This is a genomic window from Shewanella fidelis ATCC BAA-318, assembly GCF_000518605.1.
Lineage (GTDB): Bacteria > Pseudomonadota > Gammaproteobacteria > Enterobacterales > Shewanellaceae > Shewanella > Shewanella fidelis.
This window is the reverse complement of sequence record NZ_KI912458.1, coordinates 294,537-318,479: the sequence shown is the minus strand read 5'-3', so window position 1 is coordinate 318,479 and position 23,943 is coordinate 294,537. Positions and strand designations below refer to the sequence as shown.

20 protein-coding genes and 3 tRNA genes are annotated in these 23,943 nt (G+C 42.9%); 9 read left to right on the top strand and 14 right to left on the bottom strand.

Annotation, left to right across the window (positions count from 1 at the left end; translation table 11 throughout):
• Positions 1 to 32: 32 nt before the first annotated feature.
• From L884_RS0114900 to pspA, 4 genes are all read right to left on the bottom strand, one after another.
• The gene (locus L884_RS0114900; RefSeq protein ID WP_028768238.1) at positions 33 to 1,478 is read right to left on the bottom strand and encodes a YcjX family GTP-binding protein; all 1,446 of its coding nucleotides are present in this window, start codon (positions 1,476 to 1,478) and stop codon (positions 33 to 35) included.
• Between the two features lie 80 nt (positions 1,479 to 1,558).
• Positions 1,559 to 1,951, bottom strand: coding sequence for an envelope stress response membrane protein PspC (gene pspC, locus L884_RS0114895; RefSeq protein ID WP_028768237.1), 393 nt, complete (start codon positions 1,949 to 1,951; stop codon positions 1,559 to 1,561).
• 56 nt (positions 1,952 to 2,007) lie between these two features.
• Positions 2,008 to 2,241, bottom strand: a complete 234-nt coding sequence (gene pspB / locus L884_RS0114890) for an envelope stress response membrane protein PspB (protein ID WP_028768236.1) — start codon at positions 2,239 to 2,241, stop codon at positions 2,008 to 2,010.
• Positions 2,242 to 2,264: 23 nt separating this feature from the next.
• Positions 2,265 to 2,942: a phage shock protein PspA gene (gene pspA / locus L884_RS0114885; protein ID WP_028768235.1), complete on the bottom strand. Its 678-nt coding sequence runs from the start codon at positions 2,940 to 2,942 to the stop codon at positions 2,265 to 2,267.
• 176 nt (positions 2,943 to 3,118) lie between these two features.
• Between pspA and pspF the strand changes: the two genes are divergently transcribed.
• The 7 genes from pspF (at position 3,119) to fabV (ending at position 10,923) form a co-directional block, all read left to right on the top strand.
• Positions 3,119 to 4,207, top strand: a complete 1,089-nt coding sequence (pspF, locus tag L884_RS0114880) for a phage shock protein operon transcriptional activator (protein WP_028768234.1) — start codon at positions 3,119 to 3,121, stop codon at positions 4,205 to 4,207.
• A gap of 64 nt (positions 4,208 to 4,271) precedes the next feature.
• Positions 4,272 to 5,900 (top strand): ABC transporter substrate-binding protein, encoded by a 1,629-nt coding sequence (locus L884_RS0114875; RefSeq protein WP_028768233.1) that lies wholly within the window; start codon positions 4,272 to 4,274, stop codon positions 5,898 to 5,900.
• Entirely contained in the window at positions 5,900 to 6,931 is a 1,032-nt protein-coding gene (locus L884_RS0114870) for an ABC transporter permease (RefSeq protein ID WP_028768232.1), read from the top strand. The genes L884_RS0114875 and L884_RS0114870 overlap by 1 nt, the downstream gene beginning before the upstream one ends.
• Positions 6,918 to 7,808 (top strand): ABC transporter permease subunit, encoded by an 891-nt coding sequence (locus L884_RS0114865; RefSeq protein ID WP_028768231.1) that lies wholly within the window; start codon positions 6,918 to 6,920, stop codon positions 7,806 to 7,808. Before L884_RS0114870 ends, L884_RS0114865 begins: the two co-directional genes overlap by 14 nt.
• Before the next feature lie 4 nt (positions 7,809 to 7,812).
• Entirely contained in the window at positions 7,813 to 8,820 is a 1,008-nt protein-coding gene (locus L884_RS0114860; RefSeq protein ID WP_028768230.1) for a peptide ABC transporter ATP-binding protein, read from the top strand.
• The gene (locus tag L884_RS0114855) at positions 8,801 to 9,586 is read left to right on the top strand and encodes an ATP-binding cassette domain-containing protein (protein ID WP_028768229.1); all 786 of its coding nucleotides are present in this window, start codon (positions 8,801 to 8,803) and stop codon (positions 9,584 to 9,586) included. Before L884_RS0114860 ends, L884_RS0114855 begins: the two co-directional genes overlap by 20 nt.
• Before the next feature lie 134 nt (positions 9,587 to 9,720).
• Complete coding sequence (gene fabV, locus L884_RS0114850) at positions 9,721 to 10,923, top strand: enoyl-ACP reductase FabV (protein WP_028768228.1); 1,203 nt, start codon at positions 9,721 to 9,723, stop codon at positions 10,921 to 10,923.
• Between the two features lie 329 nt (positions 10,924 to 11,252).
• Here fabV and L884_RS0114840 read toward each other — a convergent pair whose 3' ends face one another.
• From L884_RS0114840 to L884_RS0114800, 9 genes are all read right to left on the bottom strand, one after another.
• Positions 11,253 to 13,118, bottom strand: coding sequence for a SurA N-terminal domain-containing protein (locus tag L884_RS0114840; RefSeq protein WP_028768227.1), 1,866 nt, complete (start codon positions 13,116 to 13,118; stop codon positions 11,253 to 11,255).
• A 217-nt stretch (positions 13,119 to 13,335) separates the two neighbouring features.
• Positions 13,336 to 13,623 carry a nucleoid-associated protein HU-beta gene (gene hupB, locus L884_RS0114835; RefSeq protein ID WP_259649511.1) on the bottom strand — a complete coding sequence of 96 codons (288 nt, stop codon included), beginning with the start codon at positions 13,621 to 13,623 and terminating at the stop codon, positions 13,336 to 13,338.
• A 254-nt stretch (positions 13,624 to 13,877) separates the two neighbouring features.
• Entirely contained in the window at positions 13,878 to 16,223 is a 2,346-nt protein-coding gene (gene lon, locus L884_RS0114830; RefSeq protein WP_028768226.1) for an endopeptidase La, read from the bottom strand.
• Between the two features lie 148 nt (positions 16,224 to 16,371).
• Positions 16,372 to 17,649: an ATP-dependent protease ATP-binding subunit ClpX gene (gene clpX / locus L884_RS0114825; protein WP_028768225.1), complete on the bottom strand. Its 1,278-nt coding sequence runs from the start codon at positions 17,647 to 17,649 to the stop codon at positions 16,372 to 16,374.
• Positions 17,650 to 17,735: 86 nt separating this feature from the next.
• A complete protein-coding gene (clpP, locus tag L884_RS0114820) occupies positions 17,736 to 18,347 on the bottom strand; it encodes an ATP-dependent Clp endopeptidase proteolytic subunit ClpP (RefSeq protein WP_028768224.1) in 612 nt (203 codons plus the stop codon).
• A gap of 90 nt (positions 18,348 to 18,437) precedes the next feature.
• Entirely contained in the window at positions 18,438 to 19,742 is a 1,305-nt protein-coding gene (gene tig / locus L884_RS0114815; protein WP_028768223.1) for a trigger factor, read from the bottom strand.
• 255 nt (positions 19,743 to 19,997) lie between these two features.
• Positions 19,998 to 20,073: transfer RNA gene (locus L884_RS0114810), tRNA-His, on the bottom strand.
• Positions 20,074 to 20,081: 8 nt separating this feature from the next.
• Positions 20,082 to 20,158, bottom strand: a tRNA-Arg gene (locus L884_RS0114805).
• Between the two features lie 62 nt (positions 20,159 to 20,220).
• Positions 20,221 to 20,297, bottom strand: a tRNA-Pro gene (locus L884_RS0114800).
• 439 nt (positions 20,298 to 20,736) lie between these two features.
• Here L884_RS0114800 and folD point away from each other — a divergent pair.
• Complete coding sequence (gene folD / locus L884_RS0114795) at positions 20,737 to 21,591, top strand: bifunctional methylenetetrahydrofolate dehydrogenase/methenyltetrahydrofolate cyclohydrolase FolD (protein WP_028768222.1); 855 nt, start codon at positions 20,737 to 20,739, stop codon at positions 21,589 to 21,591.
• A 176-nt stretch (positions 21,592 to 21,767) separates the two neighbouring features.
• On the opposite strand, the gene cysS is transcribed toward folD, so the two are convergent.
• Positions 21,768 to 23,147: a cysteine--tRNA ligase gene (cysS, locus tag L884_RS0114790; protein ID WP_028768221.1), complete on the bottom strand. Its 1,380-nt coding sequence runs from the start codon at positions 23,145 to 23,147 to the stop codon at positions 21,768 to 21,770.
• Positions 23,148 to 23,447: 300 nt separating this feature from the next.
• On the opposite strand from cysS, the gene L884_RS0114785 reads away from it, so the two are divergent.
• Complete coding sequence (locus L884_RS0114785; protein ID WP_028768220.1) at positions 23,448 to 23,942, top strand: peptidylprolyl isomerase; 495 nt, start codon at positions 23,448 to 23,450, stop codon at positions 23,940 to 23,942.
• The last annotated feature ends 1 nt before the right edge of the window (position 23,943 follow it).

Here is a 23,943-nt window from a genome sequence, read left to right as displayed (position 1 = left end):
CTCACTTTTATATTCTCTGTGCGACTCAGTTATTATTTAAGCTTATCGCCCAATAAAAACTGTAATACATGATCTAAACGAATATGTTCAAAATCAGCACTACTGCGGCTAGTGTGCTGATTGTTACATGGAGCAAAGTTAATAAACTCAAACCCCTGCTTATCCCAAAAATCCGCAGAAGGTAGCGATTTAGGCACTTCACCAGGGAACAAGGTCACAGGCTTACGCTCATTGAGCTCAATACCACGCACAACTTCAATCTCTTTACCTTCTTGTTTAACCATGCCATGACTAGTTGATTTAATGGCACTAATCGCCATAGTTTCAACCTCACAGCCTTCAAATTTAGCTAGCTGTTGGCTCTGCTGGATCAACTGGGTTAACAGCGATAATACATTACCTTGCTGATCACGAGTGACATGGTCAACTTTACTTGCAGCAAACAAAAGCTTGTCTATCTTTGGTGAAAATAACCGTTTCAATAAACTCGATTGGCCAAAGTGAAAACTTTCTACCACTCCGTGCAATGCCGCTTTCATATCATCAAATTGTTCGCGACCTCTATTGAGTGGCGTAAAGCAGTCAACCAGTACTATTTGCCGATCAAACTTCGCAAAATAGTCTTGATAAAATGGCTTTACTACTCGGCTGACATACTCGTAATAGCGCTGTTTTAGTGTGTGATAAAAGCTATTTGGTGCAGATTGCTCCAAGGCTTCAAAAGCTAATTCGTCTAAATCTAGTAACGGAAATAGGGCTAAAACCGGCGTTCCTTCAAGCTCTCCGGGCAATAATAATCGAGCCGGTTGAGCATAATAGAAGCCGTCATTACTGACACAATCTTGCAGTACCTTCTGATATAAATCGGTTATCTGCTGCAGTTTTAACTCATCCGCGGCAGCGGCAAGCTCAACACTTGTTAGCATTTGCGAAAAGGCTTCAAAATGAACAGAACGCTGCAAAATATTCTTACGGGTAGATTGATGAGCCGACCACTGTTGAAAAGACTGCTTTAACATTGGCAGATCTAATAACCACTCTCCCGGGTAATCAACAATATCTAAGTATAAGGTGGCACTATCGGTTAGTTTTGCCAGTAAGCCTTTGGCTGGACGGTATTTTATGGCTAGTCGTAACTCACTGATATTTCGTGTGGAAACCGGCCATGATTGTGGCTCAGTAGTCAATGACTGAATGGCGGCATCATAGTTAAAACTTGGAATCGTCAAATCAGGCTGCAAGTCACGCTTTACCCCGTAAAGCCGACTATCTCTAGCCACTCGCCATAAAGGCAGTTGTGACCCAGTATCTGTTAGTCCTGAATGTAATAGCTGATTGACAAGGCCTGTAATAAAAGCCGTTTTACCAGCACCAGCTAGGCCAGTTACTGCTAAACGTAGATTTCTATCTGTGGTTCTAAGTGCAACAGCCTGAGTATTTTTACCCAGCTTTTTTAGGGACTGTTTAAGACTTGCCATATATTGAAGTGCAACCGATTTGAGAAAGTTCTAGGGCAGTATAGCCTGCCCCGTCGATGAACTATAGCTTGATGATTTAACTATAGGTTGTTGATTTGATTTTTTAAATCATAATTGTCAGATGTAACGTGACGCTCTAAGTTTTGTAATCTAACTTCCAGAGATCTAAATTGGCTATTTACATCCCTTAACGCCATTTTAGCTGGCTCACCTGACTGCCAAACTTTTTTCTTCAGGCCAATTTCTTTGTTCGCTACTTCATTTTTGCCCGTGCCAGGTTTGATATCTAATATCATCCACAGTAGAACATAGATGATTAATACTATACCTGAGCCACCGAGCAAAAAGATTGATGCCGCAACTACGCGTACTAACCAAGTCTCAAAATTAAAGTAGTCAGCGATCCCTGAACATACACCTGCAATTTTGCCTGATTGAGGAATTCGATATAAGGTTTTATTTCCTTCACTCATCTCTACATCCTCCCTATTTAATCTCGTTTCTGTTTGCCGTTGTAGAAATCATCAAGTTAATCATGACGATTTCTCCACTGGGGCGCCTCATTATCTAAAATTGCTTCAAGAGTATCGATTCGATGAGACATCTTATCCGCTTTAGCAATTAACTCATTAAGCTGGCTAAACTCTTCTTCAGTAAGTCCCTGGCTAACCTGTCTCTTACTGCGATAGTGAAGTATTAGCCATATTGGAGCTACAACAATCATAAAGATGATAATTGGAGCCATCAAAATATCCGTGTTCATAACTCACCTCTGATTAGTGTTAATTATTTAGCTTTGGTTTTGCTTTCCTTCATTTTAGCTTTTAGCGCTTCAAGCTCAGCATTAACAGAGTCCTCAGCTTCTAGAGCCGCAAATTCATCGTTCAAGCTTTTCTTATTACCTAAATCATAAGAGTCTACTTGTGATTCAAGGTTCTCTACACGACGCTCATATTGCTCAAATTTGCTCATGGCATTATCAATTTTGCTTGAATCTAACTGCTTTTTCACTTCTAGACGAGATGAGGCAGTTTGCTTACGCATGATAATGGTTTTCTGGCGAGCCTTAGCATCTGCAAGTTTTTCTTGAAGTAAGTTAACTTCTTCTTTTAGACGTAAGATGTGCTCTTCAACAACAACCAACTCTGCTGCTAGTGTTTGCGCAAGATCATTTGCTTTCTGCTTCTCTACTAATGCCGCTTTAGCGAGATCTTCACGATCTTTAGATAGTGCAAGCTCAGCTTTACTTTCCCAGTCTAATACTTGCTCTTGTACTTTAGCGATACGGCGAATAATCTCTTTTTTCTCCGCCAATACTTTTGCAGAAGTTGAACGTACTTCAACAAGTGTGTCTTCCATTTCTTGGATGATCAGACGAACCATTTTTTCTGGATCTTCAGCCTTATCAAGTAAAGCACTGATATTTGAATTAATGATGTCTGCAAAGCGTGAAAAGATTCCCATAATAACTTCCTCTAATTAACATTGGTTTCGACAAAAGATAATCCACATTCCGTGCCAACTTTTACAAACCGTTAATATACAACAGGTTAAACAATTTATTAACTTTTACTTTCATTTATAATCTACGCATCATATTATTATTTTCACCAATTATTAGCGTTAAAGACTAAATTACTGTGAGAAAGCAATTTCAACAAGATAACCTTATCGGTCAGTCCAATGCTCTTTTAGAAGTGCTGGAGCATATTTCACAAGTCGCACCACTTTCTAAGCCAGTGCTAATAATTGGTGAACGCGGAACCGGTAAAGAACTGATCGCCGAACGCTTACATTACTTATCAAAGCGTTGGGATCAAAGCTTTATCAAGCTCAACTGTTCATCGCTTAGTGAAAACTTACTTGAAAGTGAGCTCTTTGGCCACGATGCCGGCGCATTTACCGGCGCAAGTAAGAAACATGAAGGTCGCTTTGAGCGCGCTGATGGCGGCACGCTATTTCTAGACGAATTAGCCAATACTTCAGGACTGATCCAAGAAAAGCTGCTGCGAGTCATTGAATATGGTGAATTTGAACGAGTTGGTGGCAGCAAAACAGTACAAACTGATGTGCGGCTTATCTGTGCAGCTAATGAAGATCTACCGAGCTTAGCAGATGCAGGCGAATTTAGAGCAGATTTACTCGATAGACTAGCCTTTGATGTTATCACCCTGCCGCCCCTAAGGCATAGAAGTGAAGATATCATGCCGCTGGCTGAATACTTCGCGGTAGGTATGGCTCGCCAATTAAAACTAGAGTTATTTGAAGGTTTCAGTAACAGCGCCATACAACAATTAATGGATTATCACTGGCCGGGGAATATTCGTGAGCTTAAAAACGTGGTTGAGCGCAGTGTCTATCGTAATGCTGACAGTCACAGCGCAATTGAACAGATTATTATCGATCCATTCGCCTCGCCTTATCGTCCAACTAAGCGTGTCAAAACGATAGAACGCCAACAGTCGGTTCAATCACAGCAACCAACACCGACACCAACTGATAGTGCAGAAGTAAACACTAACACTGAGGTTGCTTCGAACAGCAATAACAGAAGCGACATTAGCTTCCCTATCGACTTTAAAACTCACTGTGAACAAAGTGAAACACTGATATTAAAACAGGCCCTAGAAGCTGGTCAGTTTAATCAGAAAAAAACCGCTGAACTACTCGGCTTAAGCTACCATCAACTACGTGGGATCTTAAAGAAATACAACTTACTGGATAAATAATTGCTGTTAAGCCTTAGGCACTGTTAAAATAACAAGTAATATTCAGCTCAAAAATGATTTCTCAATGATACAGCTGCTTAAGAGCATAAAGCTAATCGCTGCAATGACACCGATCAGCTTATTACTCATTGCCTGTGGCCCTCAGCAAGTTCCTGCTGGTTTGGTCTATTGCTCTGAGGGAAACCCAGAGACATTTAACCCACAATTGGTGACATCTGGAACCACTATCGATGCTACGTCGCAACAACTTTACGACAGCTTAATCGATTACGATCCGGTTTCAGGGGAGTTTGTTGCAGCTCTAGCTAGCTCATGGCAAGCGTCAGCTGATGGCTTAAGTTACCGCTTCAAGTTACGCCCAAATGTTCAGTTTCATCATACTGACTGGTTTACTCCCTCGCGTCCCTTTAACGCAGATGATGTCATTTTCTCGTTCAATCGAATTATTGATAGTGAAAATCCATATCATGGGATCTCACAAACGGGTTATCCATTTTTTCAAAGTATCGGCTTTACAGAGCAAGTAACCAGCATTGAAAAAATCGCTAATGACGAGGTGATTTTTCACTTAAAACAAAGCAATGCATCATTTCTTGCTAACTTAGCAACGGGCTTTTCAGTGATCCTGTCTAAAGAATACGCTGATCATTTATTAGCAGTAGGTAAGCCAGAACAGCTCGATAGGATGCCCGTAGGAACCGGACCATTTAAGCTAGTTAATTACGTAAAAAATGAATTTATTCGTTATCATCGTAATGATGATTTTTGGCGAACATTGCCTGAATTTGAGCAGCTAGTCTTTAATATCACCCCACAAAGTAGCGCTCGCTTAACAAAGTTAATCACAGGTGACTGTAGCGTTTCTGCACTACCCAAAGCAGGTGAACTGCCGGTAATTAAGCAGCACCCTAATCTTGAAGTTGACACTCAACTTGGATTTAACGTTGCTTTTTGGGCATTCAATACCCAAAAAGCGCCATTTGATGATGTCAGAGTTCGCCAAGCATTAGCGTATGCGGTAGACAAACAAAACATTTTAAGAGCGGTTTATCAAGAAACCGCCATCAAAGCCAATGGCATACTGCCACCGCAATCGTGGGCGTATCACTACAATAAAAGTAGTTATCAATACAACCCTGAGAAATCACGAGCACTATTAGCAGATGCAGGTATTGACGATCTCACAATTGATATTTGGGCCATGCCAGTTGCACGAATTTATAACCCTAATGCACTTAAAACCGCTGAACTAATTCAGGCTGATTTGGCTAATATCGGCGTCAATGTCAATATTATTACCTATGATTGGAGTGTCTTTAACCAGAAGCTGAATCGAAATGACTATGACTCTGTGTTAATTGGCTGGAATGCCGATAATAGCGATCCTGATAACTTTTTTTCGCCAATTATGAGCTGCGCTTCTCGCGAATCGTCAAGTAATCGCGCTCAATGGTGTAGCGCAGAAATGGATGAAATTCTTGCAAAAGCCAAAGCAACAACCATTGAAAGTGAGCGCAAAGCACTCTATCAGCAAGCTGAAGCATTATTTAATGAACATGTACCTATGATGACTTTTGCCCACGCAACCCAACTTACCTTTAAGAGCAAGGCGGTTAAACAAACTCAACTGACGCCCTTTGGCGGGATCTCTTTTGAGCACGCTAAAACGATTGCGATAACAGGAGAGTTATAATGGGTCGTTACCTCCTTCGCAGACTAAATCTGTTTTTAGCAACCAGTTTAGCTCTAGTAACTGTGTTATTTATTACCACTAGTTACTTTCCTGTAAGTAAGCCGTTTGCACTGAGTGGCATCGCCACGCCTACAACCGAGCAACTTGCTCAAATTGAAGCTGACTACCAATTAAATGGTAACCAACTGCAACAATTTATCGCTTATGCTCAAACTCGCTTAAGCGGCGATCTAGGTTTATCTGTTACTTCTCAACGCCCAGTGTTAGAAGAACTCACTCAAGCACTTCCCGCATCGTTTGAGTTAGCTATCGTCTCAGGTATTATCGCTGTGCTGTTTGGAGTACCTTTAGGGGTGCTCGCATCACTTAGTAAAAACAAAATCACCCAACACAGTATTATGGCCATTACCTTAACCGGCTATTCAATCCCGGTGTTTTGGCTCGGTCTAACGCTTTCGTTATGGTTTGGTGTGGAGCTGGGTTGGCTGCCTGTTTCTGGGCGAATTAACTTGTTATATGAAATCGAGCCAGTAAGCGGCTTTATGCTGATTGACACATTGTTATCAGATTCTGCCTACCGTATCTCTGCTTTTAAAGACGCAGTATTTCATATTATTCTGCCAGCGATTACCTTAGCGGTATTGCCATTTACAGTTGTTGTGCGAATTACCCGTGCCGCCATGCTTAATATTATGGAACTGCCATTTATTAAAGCCGCCGAAGCTCGTGGTTTGCATACTGGTACCATTGTTTTGCGCCATGCACTGCCAAACGCGCTTATTCCTGTGTTAAAAAATATGGGCTTAATGCTGGGTACTTTTGCGAGCTACGCCATGATTGTGGAAGTTATTTTTTCACGTCAGGGTGTTGGTAGCTGGCTAGTCGCGGGAATATACCAACGAGACTACACCGTTATTCAAGGCGGCGTGTTAGGCGTAGCACTTATCATCATCTTTTTTAGTATCTTAATTGAAGTGCTGCATAACGCTTACAATCCGCTAAGTAGGAAAGAGATCTATGCCGCGAATTAGAATTTATCAAGAAGATCATATTCCTTCACCGATGCAAAAAGTATGGCAAGCTTTCGCCGATAACCCTTTTGCACTTATGGGGCTTTGGGCGGTTTGCTGTTTATTAACCTTAGCTATTTTTGGTCCTTGGATTGCCCCTTTCTCTCCAGAGCAACAAGACCCGTCGGCGTTATTACTGCCACCATCTTGGGATGCCAGTGGCACTGTAGAGCACTTTCTTGGCACTGATGATTTGGGCAGAGACATTTTCAGCCGCTTACTACATGGTGCTCACCTGACCTTCGGCATGGCGCTCGCTATCGTACTAGCCTCTTTACTTGTTGGCTTTGTCATAGGTTCTATTTCAGGCATGATGAAAGGGCTAAAATCGTCTATTTTAAGCCACTTGCTAGATGCATTGCTTTCTATTCCATCACTATTGCTAGCGATCTTAGTTGTTGCCGTTATGGGACCGGGGCTTGATAACGTATTTTGGGCTGTTGGCATCGCATTAACGCCACAGTTTGTCAGAGCGATTCATCAAGCGGTCCATGAAGAGCTACAAAAAGACTATGTCACTGCTGCAAGGCTTGATGGTGCAAATTCCATTCAAGTATTTTGGTATGTCATTATGCCTAACGTATGGGAAACCGTGATCATTCAAACAACACTAGCGATATCAGCCGCTATTCTTGATATTGCAGCCTTAGGTTTTTTAAATTTGGGCGCACAAGCACCAAGTCCTGAATGGGGAGCGATGGTCTCTCAAGGTTTAGATAGTTTATTAACTGCACCATGGACAGTTACGATTCCAGGTGTTGCAATTTTATGTAGCGTCCTTGCCATCAACTTAGTTGGCGATGGCTTAAGATCGGCGTTATCGCCCATCAGAAATTGATATTATGCCATTACTCGATATTCGTAATCTCACTATTGAGCTAGACACTCCCCATGGACGTGTAAAAGCGCTAGAACGAGTGAGTCTGATGATTAACCCCGGCGAATTACATGGTCTGGTCGGTGAATCTGGATCTGGGCGTACATTACTTGCACGAGCTATTTTAGGTGTTCCGGGCCACAACTGGACAATTACCGCTGACCGTATGATGTGGGATGGCCAAAATCTGATGGATATGTCGCCTAAACAACGGCGCAACCTGATGGGCAGCGAAATCGCGGTGATTTTCCAAGATCCTATGGGCAGCTTAGATCCCGCTATCACAGTTGGCAGTCAACTTATCGAAGCCATGCCGCAGGATAAAACCATATCCTTTTGGAAGCGTAACAGCGCCCGTAAGGCTATTGCGCAAAAGTGGTTGCACAAAGTTGGCATTAAAAACACCGAAGAAGTGATGAGCAGCTATGCCTGGGAACTTTCTGCAGGCGAGTGCCAAAAAGTGATGATTGCAATGGCGATCGCTAACCAACCACGACTATTGATAGCCGATGAACCCACTGACTCTATGGAGTTAAGTACTCAAGCACAAATATTTAGGCTACTGAGTAAATTAAATCAGCTTCATAGCGTATCAATCTTACTGATCAGCCACGAGCTAGAAACACTATCTGGCTGGTGTGATCAGCTGACTGTATTATATTGCGGCCAAGTCATGGAGTCCGGGCCAACAGCAGAAGTACTTGAGCAGCCTTACCATCCTTATACTAAAGCTTTGCTCGACAATATGCCTGACTTTTCTAGCGGCTTAGCGCATAAGTCAGTGATGCAAACATTACCGGGATCTTCCCCTGCTCTGCAGCATCTACCCATAGGTTGCCGACTTGGCCCTCGTTGCCCTCAAGCGCAAAAGCGCTGTGTAAGTAAACCAAGTCTATGCCACCAGAAAGACCGCTATTTTGCTTGTCATTTCCCCTATAACAGTGAGCCTTGTAATGACGACCCCACTACTTAAAGTTATTGATCTTAGCAAAAGCTATTATGCGGGATATAAACGCTTCAAGCGCCAATATAATCATGCGCTATCACCAGTCTCGTTTGAGCTAAATCAAGGCGAAACCTTGGCTATTGTTGGCGAGGCAGGCTCTGGTAAAAGTACCATAGCTCGGATCCTTGTGGGTGCAGAAGTGCGCAGTGGTGGCGAGATTTTCTTTGAAGGTGAAGCGCTAGAAAAGCGAGACTTAAAACAGCGCTGTCGTGTAATTAGAATGATTTTCCAAGATCCTAATACCTCACTAAACCCGAGGCTGACCATTGGTGAATTGCTCGATGAGCCACTTAAATTTAATACACAATTAGATAAAAGTGAACGTAAAGCGCTCGTTATCGATAAGCTTAGAAAGGTCGGCTTACTGCCTGAACATATCGAGTTTTATCCACATATGATTTCTGAAGGGCAAAAGCAACGTGTCGCTGTTGCCCGCGCGTTGATGCTTGATCCGAAAATCATTATTGCCGATGAAGCGTTAACAGCACTCGATTTATCTGTTCGCTCGCAGATCTTGAACCTGTTACTGGAACTACAACAAGAGATGGGGCTGTCTTATATTTTCGTTTCTCATAATATGAATATCATTCGCCATGTGAGTGACAAAATCATGGTGCTTAAAAAAGGCGTAATGGTTGAGAAAGCCACCACAGAACAGTTGTTTAATTCGCCACAGCACGAATACACCCAGCGCTTAATCCAAGAGCAGAGCTTATTTACTCGCAAAAAATAAGCTGGATAAGCGTGCAAATGATATAACTAAACTGCTCCAACCACTGCGAAAATGGCCTATTTTCAACAAAAATAAGTGCCATTTTATACTGGTTTAATTATCCTAGAGACAATTTTTTAAGAGAATCAAAAAATATGATCATCAAACCTAGAATCCGTGGTTTTATTTGTACTACGACCCACCCTGTTGGTTGTGAAGCCAATGTACTTGAACAAATTAACGTGACTAAAGCAAAAGGCAAAATTGCTAACGGCCCTAAAAAAGTCTTAGTTGTTGGTTCATCAAGTGGTTACGGTCTATCTTCTCGCATTACAGCTGCTTTTGGCAGCGACGCCGCCACGTTAGGTGTGTTTTTTGAAAAACCGAGTACCGAAACTAAGCCAGGCACAGCAGGTTGGTATAACTCTGCAGCTTTCGATAAATTTGCTAAAGCTGAAGGCCTATACGCTAAAAGCATCAACTGCGATGCGTTCAGCCACGAAGCTAAACAAAAAGCGATTGAAATTATCAAGCAGGACTTAGGTCAAGTTGATATGGTGGTGTACTCACTAGCATCACCTGTTCGTAAAATGCCAGACAGTGGCGAACTTGTTCGCTCTTCACTAAAACCTATTGGTGAAACCTATACAGCAACCGCAGTTGATACCAATAAAGATATCATTATTGAAGCAAGTGTTGAGCCTGCTACAGAGCAAGAGATCGCCGATACAGTTACCGTTATGGGTGGTGAAGACTGGGAGCTTTGGATCCAAGCACTTGCAGAAGCCGGTGTACTTAGCGACAACTGCAAAACTGTGGCTTATAGTTACATTGGTACCGAGCTTACTTGGCCAATTTACTGGCACGGTGCCCTTGGTAAAGCCAAAATGGATCTTGACCGCGCCGCACACGCGCTAAATGATAAGCTTTCGGCCACTGGCGGTAGCGCTAATGTTGCAGTGCTAAAGAGCGTCGTAACACAAGCTAGCTCAGCAATTCCTGTTATGCCGCTATACATCGCTATGGTATTCAAGAAAATGCGCGCTGAAGGCTTACACGAAGGCTGTATCGAGCAAATAAACCGTATGTTTAACGAGCGTTTATTTAAGGCTGATGGCACAGCTGCAGAAGTTGACGAGTCAAATCGTTTACGCCTTGATGACTGGGAGTTACGCGATGAAATCCAGCAACATTGCCGTGATATGTGGCCGCAAGTGACTACAGAGAACTTAGCTGAACTTACTGATTATGTTGAGTATAAGGAAGAGTTCCTAAAGCTATTCGGCTTTGGTATTGAAGGCATTGATTACGATGCAGACGTAAACCCACACGTTGAGTTTGACGTAGTTTCAATCTAGCTAGCAATAGCTGGTCTAGACTGAAAGTTAAACGCCGCAATATTATATTGCGGCGTTTTTTATTACCCATTCACTTCTGATAGGATTAGTCGACTCTCAATTAACAACACTGAAAGCCACAAGCTCACCGCTGTAAGCTCAAGCTATAAGCTTTTCCTCGATGCTCTTTGTTAAAGCTAAGCGCTTTATGACGAGTCATCTGCCCCTTGAGCCAGCCTACATGGTTTCACAAGTAGAAATTAGCCCCTCATTTCGCGCCCATAAAAAAACCGGCCTTAGCCGGTTTTTTATGCATCATGTAAAGCTCACTGATAGTTAACCAGTAACTCTTATTCAGCAACTGGGTAAAGTACTTCACCCTTAGCTTTTAGTGAAGCGATCACTGCACGGTAATCGTTTTCACTGTACTGTGAACTTAGACGTTGCTTAAGTGCGTCTAACAAACCAGGTTCAACAGCTTCTGCTGCGTTAACCTGTTTTAGTACAACAACAGCATAACCATTGGCTAGTGCTACTGTATCAACGGTTGCTTTACCTGCAGGCTGAGCCATTGCGAAAGCCTTGTTTACGATCGCACCATCAATATCTTGATCAAAACGAGTCAGCTTATCCTTTACAAGAAAATCAACTGTCTCACCTGAAGCTTCAACAACTGTCATAGCTTCTTGCGCTTGCTTACGTGCTGCTTCATTAGCTTGCTCTTGCTTTAAGCGTCCAGCAATAGCATTACGTACTTCAGCTAGTTCCATAGTACCAGCCTCTTTATGGCTGTTAACACGGATAACAACAACATGGTTAGGTGCAACTTCTAACACGTCGCTGTTCATGCCATCAACTAACACGTTAGTTGAAAATGCTTCTTTAAGTACATCAGGCTTGCTAAACAACTCTGGCGGATTGTTACGAGTAAACTCAGGTGTAGTTTCAACCGCTAAACCCACATCTTTTGCCGCGTCAACTAATGTATCTGGCACTTCGTAGCTGGTATCTGCTAGCACTTGTTGCAACTCGTAGAACTTGTCTACTGCCTGCTGTTCTTGCAGCTTAGCAACAATCTTCTCTTTAACATCAGCAAAAGGTGCTTGCGCGCCCGCTTGAATGTCTAATGCTTTAATAATGTGGTAACCAAAGTTGGTTTTAACAACATTTGAGTACTCGCCCTTATTCAATGCAAACAATGCAGCATCAAATTCAGGCTCCATTACGCCAGCTTCGAACCAGTCAAGTTGACCACCTTGTTCACCACTAAATGTATCTTCAGATTCAGTTTTAGCTAGCTCAGCAAAATCAGCGCCATCTTGAAGCTGTTTATAAATCGCTTCAGCCTTTGCTTTAGCTGCGTCTTCATCATCACCTAGTTGCACTAGGATATGTGCAGCTAAGCGCTTTTCAGCTTGGGTGTACTGCGCTTTATGCTCATCATAATAAGCTTGTGCTTCAGCGTCTGTAATTGTGATATCTTTTGCAATATCAGCCGCGTTTAGCTCTACATAATCAAGGCTGACAACTTCTGGGCGTACAAATTGTGCAAGGTTAGCATTGTAGTATGTTTGGATCTGCTCATCAGTCACACTAACGTCGGCTAGATATGGAGTAGCATCAATTATCTTATAATCGATATCGCGAGTTTGCCCTTGCAGTTCAGCAACATATTCTGCTTCACCTGGCAATACAAATTCAGAACCTACTAACGTAGCGACTAACTGATTACGTGTCATTTCAGTGCGCATCATGTCACGGAACGTATTTGCTTGGTAACCTAATCCACGCAGAATAGCTAGATATCTGTCGTTATCAAATACACCATCAGTTTGAAAAGCAGGTTCTGCTAGAATCGCTGCTTTAATTTGCTCGTCAGATACGCGTAACCCTAGCTCTGCCGCATTTTGATCAAGCAATTTATCAGCAACTAAACGCTCTAAAACACTTTGCTTAACGCTTTGCATATAGTTGTCATCTGCAGCCAACGTTGCAAACATGTCACCTAACTGCTGCTCTAAACGACCACGCTCATTTTGATATGCTTGCTCTAAAGCTGAGTTGCTGATCTCTTCACCATTTACGGTAGCAGCTGCAACCTCAGTTGAAGAACCTAAATAACTACTTACACCTGTAAATGCAAAAGAAAGTATCACTAGGATTAGAATGCTTTTAGCAATAACCCCTTGTGAGCCTTCGCGAATCTTTTCTAACATCAGACTTCTCGCTTGTTGCGATTAATATAATAAAAAGGCGCATCACAGTTTGGATGCGCCTTTTTGTAATTTAAAGGAGAGGAAAAGTATTCCGTTTAAACTCCTGCTGGCAAAATTAAGTTACTTCTTAATTTATACCCTCTCTATTTGTAAAAAGCACTGCCAAGCAGTGCTTTTTTACAATAGCCTTACAAAAGGCTGCATTGCCAACTTTTATTTAGTTAACAGCGTCTTTTAGAGCTTTACCAGCTTTGAATGCTGGAATATTTGCTGCAGCGATTTTGATCTCTTTACCCGTTTGTGGGTTACGACCAGTGCGCTCAGCGCGTTGACGCACTTCGAAAGTACCGAAACCAACAAGAGCAATCTTATCGCCTTCTTTAAGACCTTCAGTAACAGCGCCGATGAAAGAGTCTAATGCACGGCCAGCAGCCGCTTTAGAAATGTCAGCACCAGAAGCGATTTTCTCGATTAGTTCAGATTTGTTCATGTCATCCCCTTGAATGTAATTTGTGCGCCGCACCCAAATCCTTGTCTAGAGCGGTCTGCGGAGGCTTTTTATAACAAGCTTAGAACCAAAGTTCAAGCCTTATAGGAAAACCAAAGAAATAAATTAGGATACTACTCAAAACCAGTCACTCCAAGGGCTGGAGCGACTGACTCTCCACAGACTTAGGCTACCACAGCTTTTTACTTAGGTAAGCCCCTTTTTACTGTTTTTTTCAAGCAATCCCGCAATTTATTGCGTTAGTCCACGTTTTAGACCACTTCAAAGCCTTCAACTGGTCGTTCTAACGCCAGTTTTAGCACTTCATCAACCCATTTTACTGGGTGAATTTGTAAGTCTGCGATAACGTTTGCTGGAATTTCTTCCAAGTCACGTTCATTTTCTTTTGGAATAAGAACAACTTTTGTACCGCCGCGATGAGCAGCTAATAGTTTCTCTTTTAATCCACCAATAGGTAAAACTTCACCACGAAGGGTAATTTCACCTGTCATAGCGACATCGGCACGTACTGGATTACCCGTTAAGCTAGAAACTAGCGCGGTGCACATTGCTGCACCGGCTGAAGGACCGTCCTTTGGTGTCGCCCCTTCTGGCACGTGTACGTGAATATCACGTTTTTCGTAAAAGTCAGGGTTAATGCCAAGCTGCTCTGCGCGAGCACGCACTACAGTCATCGCCGCTTGAATAGACTCTTGCATTACATCACCGAGTGAACCGGTGTAAGTCAATTTACCTTTGCCAGGAACCGAGGTCGCTTCGATAGTCAGTAGATCACCACCCACTTCTGTCCAAGCTAAACCTGTTACTTGGCCGATTTGGTTATTTGACTCTGCTTTACCATAGTCACAACGCTGCACGCCTAAGAATGACTTCAAGTTGTCTTGGTTAACTTCAATATGCTTGATGCTCTTATCAAGTAGAATCTGTTTAACCACTTTACGACAGATCTTCGACAATTCGCGCTCTAATGCACGTACACCTGCTTCGCGAGTGTAGTAACGGATAATACCGATAATTGCACTGTCATCAACGGTAACTTCTTTTGCCTTTAAGCCATTACGTTCAATTTGTTTTGGCAACAAATGTTGTTTAGCAATGTTAAGCTTTTCATCTTCGGTGTAACCCGACAAACGAATAACTTCCATACGATCAAGCAGTGGACCTGGAATATTCATCGAGTTTGACGTTGCAACGAACATCACATCAGATAAATCATAATCGACTTCCATGTAGTGATCGCTAAATGCCGCGTTTTGCTCAGGATCTAACACCTCAAGCAGGGCTGATGCCGGATCACCGCGCATATCACTGCTCATTTTATCGATTTCATCGAGTAGGAATAATGGGTTTTTTACACCTACTTTAGACATCTTCTGAATCACTTTACCCGGCATAGAGCCGATATAAGTACGACGATGGCCGCGGATCTCAGCTTCGTCACGCACGCCACCTAATGCTACGCGCACGTATTTACGCCCAGTTGCCTTTGCAATCGATTGACCCAGTGATGTTTTACCCACACCTGGCGGGCCAACTAAACACAAAATCGGGCCTTTTAGCTGCTTAACACGGCTTTGAACGGCTAGGTACTCTAAAATGCGTTCTTTAACTTTCTCTAGGCCAAAGTGATCTGTATCAAGTACATCTTGTGCCTTAGCTAAATCACGTTTGATTTTAGAACGCTTGTGCCAAGGCACAGAAACCATCCACTCAACGTAACTTCTTACCACTGTCGCTTCAGCAGACATTGGTGACATCATTTTTAGCTTATTAAGCTCAGCGGAGGCTTTTTCTTTCGCCTCAGTAGGCATTTGCGCCTCTTCAATCTTCTTAGCTAAGCTTTCAAACTCATCGTGAGATTCGTCAATATCGCCAAGTTCTTTTTGAATAGCTTTCATTTGCTCATTCAAATAGTACTCACGCTGACTCTTTTCCATCTGCTTTTTAACACGGCTACGAATGCGTTTTTCTACCTGCAATAGGTCGATTTCCGCTTCCATCATTGCCATGAGGTATTCAATACGCTCACTGACATTCACCATTTCAAGCACAGACTGTTTGTCTTCAAGCTTAAGCGGCATATGTGCCGCCATAGTGTCAGCAAGTCTAGCGGCTTCATCAATACCCGACAGCGAAGTTAACACCTCTGGCGGGATCTTCTTATTAAGCTTGATATAACCTTCAAACTGGCCGACAGCTGAGCGAACAAGCACTTCCTCTTCTTTCTCTGATAGCGGTTCAGATTCAAGGTAGTGAGCTGTCGCTTGGAAAATGTCGTCTTGCTCAGAGTAATTGTCGATGCGTGCACGCTGGCCACCTTCGACTAATACCTTCACGGTACCATCTGGCAATTTCAATAACTGTAAAATCGACGCAACTGTACCGACGTCAAAAATATCGTCACTTGTAGGATCGTCCAACTCAGCATCACGCTGAGCGACTAAAATAATTTGCTTGCCTTGCTCCATTGCTTTTTCTAAGCAACGAATAGACTTTTCTCGACCGACGAATAACGGAATTACCATATGGGGATAAACCACCACATCTCTCAGTGGCAGTACGGGTAGTTCGATTCGCGCATCACGCTCTAGGGTCATAGCTCGATTCCGTTTTTTATGATTACTAATGAGTATATTGGGATGATTAAATAGGTTTCAATGGTGAAAAACAATTAATTAAAAAAGTGTACAAAAAAGGAGCCAAATTGGCTCCTTTTGCGCTATCTATAAATCAAGTATAGAGAGTTTATTCAGCTGTCGCTGCTTGCGTTTCGTTATTAGCATAAATCAGAATAGGTGTTGACTCACCATTTACCACTGACTCATCAATAACCACTTTTACCACGTCATCTGTTGATGGTAGATCGTACATCACATCAAGTAAAATCCCTTCAACAATCGAACGTAGGCCACGAGCACCTGTTTTACGGGTTTGTGCTTTAAGTGCAATCGCTTTTAATGCATCATCTCTAAACTCGAGTTCAACGCCTTCCATCTCAAACAATGCTGCAAACTGTTTAGTAATCGCATTCTTAGGTTGAGATAGAATTTGGATTAACGCTTCATCATCTAGTTCAGCAAGTGTTGCCAGTACAGGTAAACGACCAATAAACTCTGGAATTAAACCGAACTTAACGAGATCTTCAGGTTCAACCTCTAACAAGCGATCAGAGATATTCTTCTTATCAGCTTCGCCTTTAACCTGAGCGCCAAAACCAATACCAGTACCAACATGTGCACGTTGTTCAATCACCTTTTCAAGGCCAGCGAATGCACCACCACAAACGAATAAGATCTTAGAAGTATCAACTTGTAAGAACTCTTGTTGTGGGTGCTTACGCCCGCCCTGTGGTGGAACCGCCGCAACTGTACCTTCAATCAATTTAAGCAGTGCTTGCTGAACACCTTCACCAGAAACATCGCGAGTAATTGACGGGTTATCAGACTTACGACTGATTTTATCAATTTCGTCAATGTAAACGATACCGCGCTGAGCTTTCTCTACATCGTAGTCGCACTTTTGCAATAACTTCTGAATAATGTTTTCTACGTCTTCACCCACGTAACCAGCTTCGGTTAATGTGGTTGCATCGGCCATTGTAAACGGCACATCTAGAAAACGTGCTAGTGTTTCAGCGAGCAAAGTTTTACCGCTACCGGTAGGACCAATAAGCAAAATGTTACTCTTGCCTAGCTCTACGCCATCTTTCGGGCTGGCATTGCGTAAACGCTTGTAGTGGTTGTATACCGCAACAGAAAGCACTTTCTTGGCTTTATCTTGACCAATAACATAGTCGTCCAAATGGGCTCTTAGCTCATGTGGCGTTGGCAGTCTGTCTTGATCTTGCTTTGGTGAAATCTCTTTGATTTCTTCTCTAATAATATCGTTGCAGAGTTCAACGCACTCATCACAAACATATACAGAAGGCCCAGCGATGAGTTTTCTTACTTCATGCTGGCTCTTTCCACAAAAAGAGCAGTACAGCAGTTTTCCGCCGTCACCGTTACCTTTGTTTTCACCCATTACTTTACCTCAGTTTGCAGTCAGAATACTGCTTGGATCTTTTTAATGCTTTCCTTCTATGAGCATAGCTCAGAGGAGAGTAAAAATCAGTCTCGTTTTGTCATTACTGAATCAACTAATCCGTATTCAGCGGCTTCGGTTGCACTCATAAAGTTATCGCGGTCAGTATCGCGTTCGATCACTTCTAGAGGTTGGCCAGTATGTTCAGCAAGCATAGTATTTAGCTTATTCTTAATACCTAAGATCTCTTGCGCATGAATAGCAATATCTGACGCTTGACCTTGGAAGCCACCTAATGGCTGATGGATCATCACTCTTGAGTTTGGTAAGCAATGGCGTTTGCCTGGCGCGCCGCCTGCTAACAAAAATGCCCCCATGCTAGCCGCTTGACCAATACATACAGTGCTCACATTTGGCTTAATAAACTGCATTGTATCGTAAATAGCCATACCAGCTGTCACGCTACCACCAGGAGAGTTAATGTATAGGTAAATATCCTTATCTGGGCTCTCAGACTCCAAAAACAGTAACTGAGCAACGATAAGGTTAGCCATGTGTTCTTCAACTTGACCAACTAGAAAGATCACTCGCTCCTTGAGTAAGCGAGAATAAATATCATATGAACGTTCACCTTTTGCTGTTTGTTCAACAACCATAGGAACGAGTGCGTTAAGTACTGATTCTGGCGCTTTGTGCATGATTAAACTTCCCTAAATAAAAATGGCCCGCATGAGGAACCTCATACGAGCCATTATAAATGGCTAATAGCCATTTAAGTCAAGCGATGGTTACGCGCGACCTGTAGCCTTGTTCATAAATTCTTCAAACTGGACTGGTTTTTCAGTCAAAGTTGCAGTTTTTAACAAAGCTTCAACCGCTTGCTCTTCTAGAGCAACGTTACGCATGTTTTGCATTAGCTCTTCGTTACCATTGTAGTATGCTACAACTTCACTTGGATCTTCGTATGCAGAAGCCATAGAAGCGATTAGCGCTTGAACGCGTTCGTCTTCAGCTTTTAGCTCGTTAGTTTTGATTACTTCACCAAGTAGTAGACCTACTTTAACGCGACGAGTCGCTTGCTCAGTGAATAGATCTGCTGGTAGCTCAGGCATGTTCGCAGCTTGATCACCAAAACGTTGCATAGCTTGCTTACGCAATACTTCAACTTCACCATCGATTAGAGCTTTTGGCAATTCGATGTCGTTTTGCTCAACAAGACCGTTTAGCACTTGCTCTTTAACGTTTGCTTTAAGCGCTTGCTCAAGCTCACGGCTCATGTTCTTGCTGATTTCAGCGCGAAGTGCTTCAACACCACCTTCAGTGATACCGAACAGAGTTGCGAACTCATCGTTAACTTCTGGTAGGTTAGCAGCTTGAACTTCGTTTAGAGTAATAGCGAAAGTTGCTACTTTACCCTTTAGGTTTTCAGCGTGGTAATCTTCAGGGAAAGTCACTTCGATGTTGAACTCTTCACCCGCTTTGTGACCTTCAACGCCAGATTCGAAACCTGGGATCATACGGCCACTACCTAGTTGAAGTTCGAAGTCATCAGCTTTGCCGCCTTCAAACTCTTCACCGTCGATAGAACCAACGAAGTTGATCTTAGCTTTGTCACCTTCAGCAGCTTCACGCTCTACAACTTCAAAAGTTGCGTGTTGCTTACGTAGTGTTTCGATCATCGCGTCAACGTCAGCTTCTGTTACTTCAGCTGTAGGCTGTTCAACAGTGATAGACTCAAGACCTTTCAGTTCAACTTCTGGGTAGATTTCAAAAGTAGCAACAAACTCAAAGTTTTCGCCTTCAGTTGTACCCGCAGTTAAAGTAGGTGCGCCAGCTGGGTTTAACTTCTCAGCAATGATTGCTTCTACGAAGTTACGCTGCATCACTTCACCAGTGATGTCTTGACGAATAGCTTTACCATAACGCTTGTTAATTACGCTTACAGGTACTTTTCCTGGGCGGAAACCTGGAATACGGGCACGCTTAGCTTCGCTTTTTAATGCTTCTTTAACAGTGTTCTCGATCTGCTCAGCAGGTACAGAAATTGTTAGGCGACGCTCTAGGCCTTGTGTGGTTTCTACAGAAACTTGCATTTTTTTACCTCGAAATATGTCTATCGTCCTTTGCAATAGTCGAAAACTCAACTATTCAGGTATTCGTTTCTTGATCCATAAATTTAACCCAAATGCCCATAAATACTGACGATCGGCACAGGTATCTTTTAGTTGATAATTATCAAGACGCGACATTATAGCTATGGAATGCGCTCGAGTCGAGCCTCAAAGCGTGATTTACAGGCGTAAAAAAAGCGACCTAGGGTCGCTTTTTTTACTTCTTTACAGAAAGAGTGGGGTGACTGATGGGGCTCGAACCCACGACAACCGGAATCACAATCCGGGACTCTACCAACTGAGCTACAATCACCACAAAAATGGTACGCCCGGCAGGATTCGAACCTGCGGCCACCCGCTTAGAAGGCGGGTGCTCTATCCAACTGAGCTACGGGCGCTCGGCAATGAAATAAATTCATTTCCTGAACTGGGCAACTAACGTTCCACGCTAGTTTAAATTTGGTCGGTGATAGAGGATTCGAACCTCTGACCCTCTGGTCCCAAACCAGATGCGCTACCGGGCTGCGCTAATCACCGAGTATTGAAACATAATGTAAAGCCGATATTCATCTTGGGTTTAACTTTACTGTTTCTTGCTCTTAGCGGCAACAATTTGCTGTCTCGCTGAGAACGGAGCGCATAGTATCCCCTCACCTAAAAGTCGTCAACGACTTTTTTTAAAAAAGATGCACAGATGACTACTTTGCAAACTATTTGCAGCTTGATTAAGCAAACTGCTAAAAATAACGCCAACATTATCCTCCATGATGTGATTTTTTGTATTTAGATTGATTTATTCCACGACATGAAAACCAGTTCACTATTACAGCACAACGTGTTAGTCGCGCATTTGTCCCCATGATTATCCGTATTTTAGAATTGACTGTTAATTGTCTAAATCAATGACACTGTTAAAGTGTCCTGTTAAAATGTCGCGGTTTTCCATTATCGCGCCGTATAAAGGACACCAACCCCAATGACAGCCCAAAACATCGATGGTAAAGCAATAGCCCAAACCATTCGAACGCAACTCAAAGATAAAGTAACCGCCCGCAAAGAGGCTGGTCAAAGAGTCCCTGGTTTAGCCGTAATTCTTGTTGGAGCAGATCCTGCTTCACAAGTATATGTCGGTAGTAAACGTAAAGCCTGCGAAGAAGTCGGTTTTATGTCTCGCTCATATGATCTCGATTCTAGCACTTCAGAAGAAGCACTTTTATCGCTGATTGATGAATGTAATAACGACCCAACAATTGATGGCATTTTAGTACAACTTCCTCTACCTGAGCATATTGAAGAATCTAAAGTTATCGAACGCATACGCCCAGATAAAGATGTAGACGGTTTCCATCCATATAACGTCGGCCGTCTGGCTCAACGTAGCCCTGTGCTACGTTCATGTACGCCGATGGGGATTATGACACTACTTAAGTCTACCGAAATTGATACCTATGGTTTAGATGCACTGGTTGTGGGAGCCTCTAATATTGTCGGCCGCCCTATGGCGCTTGAGCTTTTGCTAGCAGGCTGTACCACCACTATCTGTCATCGCTTTACTCGCAACCTTGAAGATAAAGTAAGACGTGCAGACTTAGTCGTCGTTGCTGTCGGTAAACCAGGCTTTATTCCGGGTGATTGGATTAAACCTGGCGCCGTGGTTATCGACGTCGGAATTAACCGCCTTGAAAACGGCCAGCTTGTAGGTGATGTTGAATTTGATGTCGCCGCGCAACACGCAAGCTTTATTACTCCAGTTCCAGGTGGTGTAGGCCCAATGACAATTGCTAGCCTATTAGAAAACACCTTATACGCTTGTGAGAATTATCACGATTAAACCGGTTCTAGGTTCTAGGTTCTAGGTTCTAGGTTCTAGGTTCTAGGTTCTAGGTTCTAGGTTCTAGGTTCTAGGTTCTAGGTTCTAGGTTCTAGCAAATAGTTAGCAACCACATTAATAAAAAAGCCTGCATCTGCAGGCTTTTTTTGTATTTAAACGGCTATTAATGCTAGATATTACTTCTTACGCCAAGTTGTGCCTTCAGGGCCATCTTCTAACACTACCCCTAACGCATTTAAGCCATCACGCGCCACATCGGCAGCAGGCCAATCTTTCTCAGCACGAGCGCGATTACGCTCAGCAATTAACGCTTCGATTTGAGCCACTTCGTCGTCATTACCCTCTCCTTTAAAGAAAGTTTCAACGTCTTGGCCTAAGATCCCTAACACATCACCCAACTGCTTAAGTGCTACACCCAATGCAGAAGCTTGCTGCATATCAGTAGCTTTCAAGCGGTTAATTTCACGTACCATGTCAAACAACACTGAATACGCTTCAGGCGTATTAAAGTCATCATCCATCGCCGATTTAAACTTAGCCACAAACTCTTCAGCAGGCGCAGCCTCTACGGTTAAATCAAGATCTTTAAGAGCGGTATAAATACGCTCAAGACCAGATCTCGCTTGCTTTAGATTGTCTTCAGAATAGTTAAGCTGACTACGATAATGGCCAGACAACAAGAAGTAACGCACGGTGGCAGCATCGTAATGGCCCAATACATCTCGAATAGTGAAGAAGTTGTTCAAAGATTTTGACATCTTTTCTTTATCAACCATCACCATACCTGTATGCATCCAGTAGTTAACATATGGCGTATCATGAGCACAGCAAGACTGGGCAATTTCGTTTTCGTGATGTGGGAACTGCAGATCAGAACCACCACCATGAATATCAAAGTGATTACCTAAATGTTTGCTATTCATTGCCGAACATTCAATGTGCCAGCCTGGGCGGCCAGGTCCCCATGGTGATTCCCAAGTAGGTTCGCCGGGCTTTGACATTTTCCAAAGCACAAAGTCCATTGGATCGCGCTTAGTATCTTCCACTTCAACTCGAGCACCTGCTTGCAACTGCTCAAGGTTCTGGCCAGACAAACGGCCATACTCAGGGAATGACGACACGCTAAATAATACGTCACCGTTTGCTGCAACATACGCGTGATCACGCGCAATCAGCTTTTCAACCATGTCGATAATTTCTGGCATATGCAATGTTGCACGTGGCTCATTATCAGGACGCGCCATGTTCAATGCATCAAAATCACGGTGCATTTCAGCAATCAAACGCTCAGTTAAGTCATCACAACTTTCGTTGTTTTCGTTAGCGCGTTTAATAATTTTATCGTCAACGTCGGTAATGTTACGTTGAAAGTTAACATCATAACCGCTGTATCTTAGGTATCTCACAATCATGTCAAAAGATACAAATGTACGTCCATGGCCAATATGACATAAATCATAAATGGTCACCCCACACACATACATGCCAACCTTTCCTGGTTGCAATGGCACAAACTGCTCTTTTTGGCGGGTAAGACTATTGTAAAGCTTCAACATTGATTATTCTCTTCAACGACTATATGTAAAAATGTGTTTGTCAGTCTACCATTGCAAAAGTCGCTGTTCCAAGCTGTTTTCGTGTTCTCATGGCGCAAAATCCACTAGATAAGCACCAATCAAGTCAGTTTGCGATCTTCGCCTTATTTTGAAGGTTGGTTTCCAAGCCTAAATGATGAATATTCAAACGACTCATTAGCAAATACGCTAAAGCAGTCACATTGAATGCTTTATGCAAGTTAGCAATTACGTTAGAATCCAGCCATTATTTACAGTGAGTTAATTTTTGAGAGTTTAAATATGATCACACTTCACACAAATCACGGTGACATCAAATTAGCGTTAAACGCTGAGAAAGCACCAAACACTGCAGCAAACTTTATGAGCTACGCTAAAGACGGCTTTTACGACGGTACTATTTTTCACCGCGTAATCGATGGCTTCATGGTTCAAGGTGGTGGATTTACTGAAGAAATGGACCAAAAGCGTCCAAACGAAGCTATTGCTAACGAAGCAAACAACGGTTTATCAAACAAAACCGGTACTATTGCTATGGCGCGTACTTCAGATCCACATTCTGCAACGGCTCAGTTCTTCATTAACGTTAATGACAACACCTTCTTAGACTTTAAATCAGAGTCTGCACAAGGCTGGGGCTACTGTGTGTTTGGTGAAGTAACTGAAGGCATGGACGTAGTAAACAAAATCAAAGCAGTGAGCACAGGTAATCGCGGCATGCACCAAGACGTACCGCTAGAAGCTGTTATCATTGAAAAAGTAACCATCGAAGAGTAAT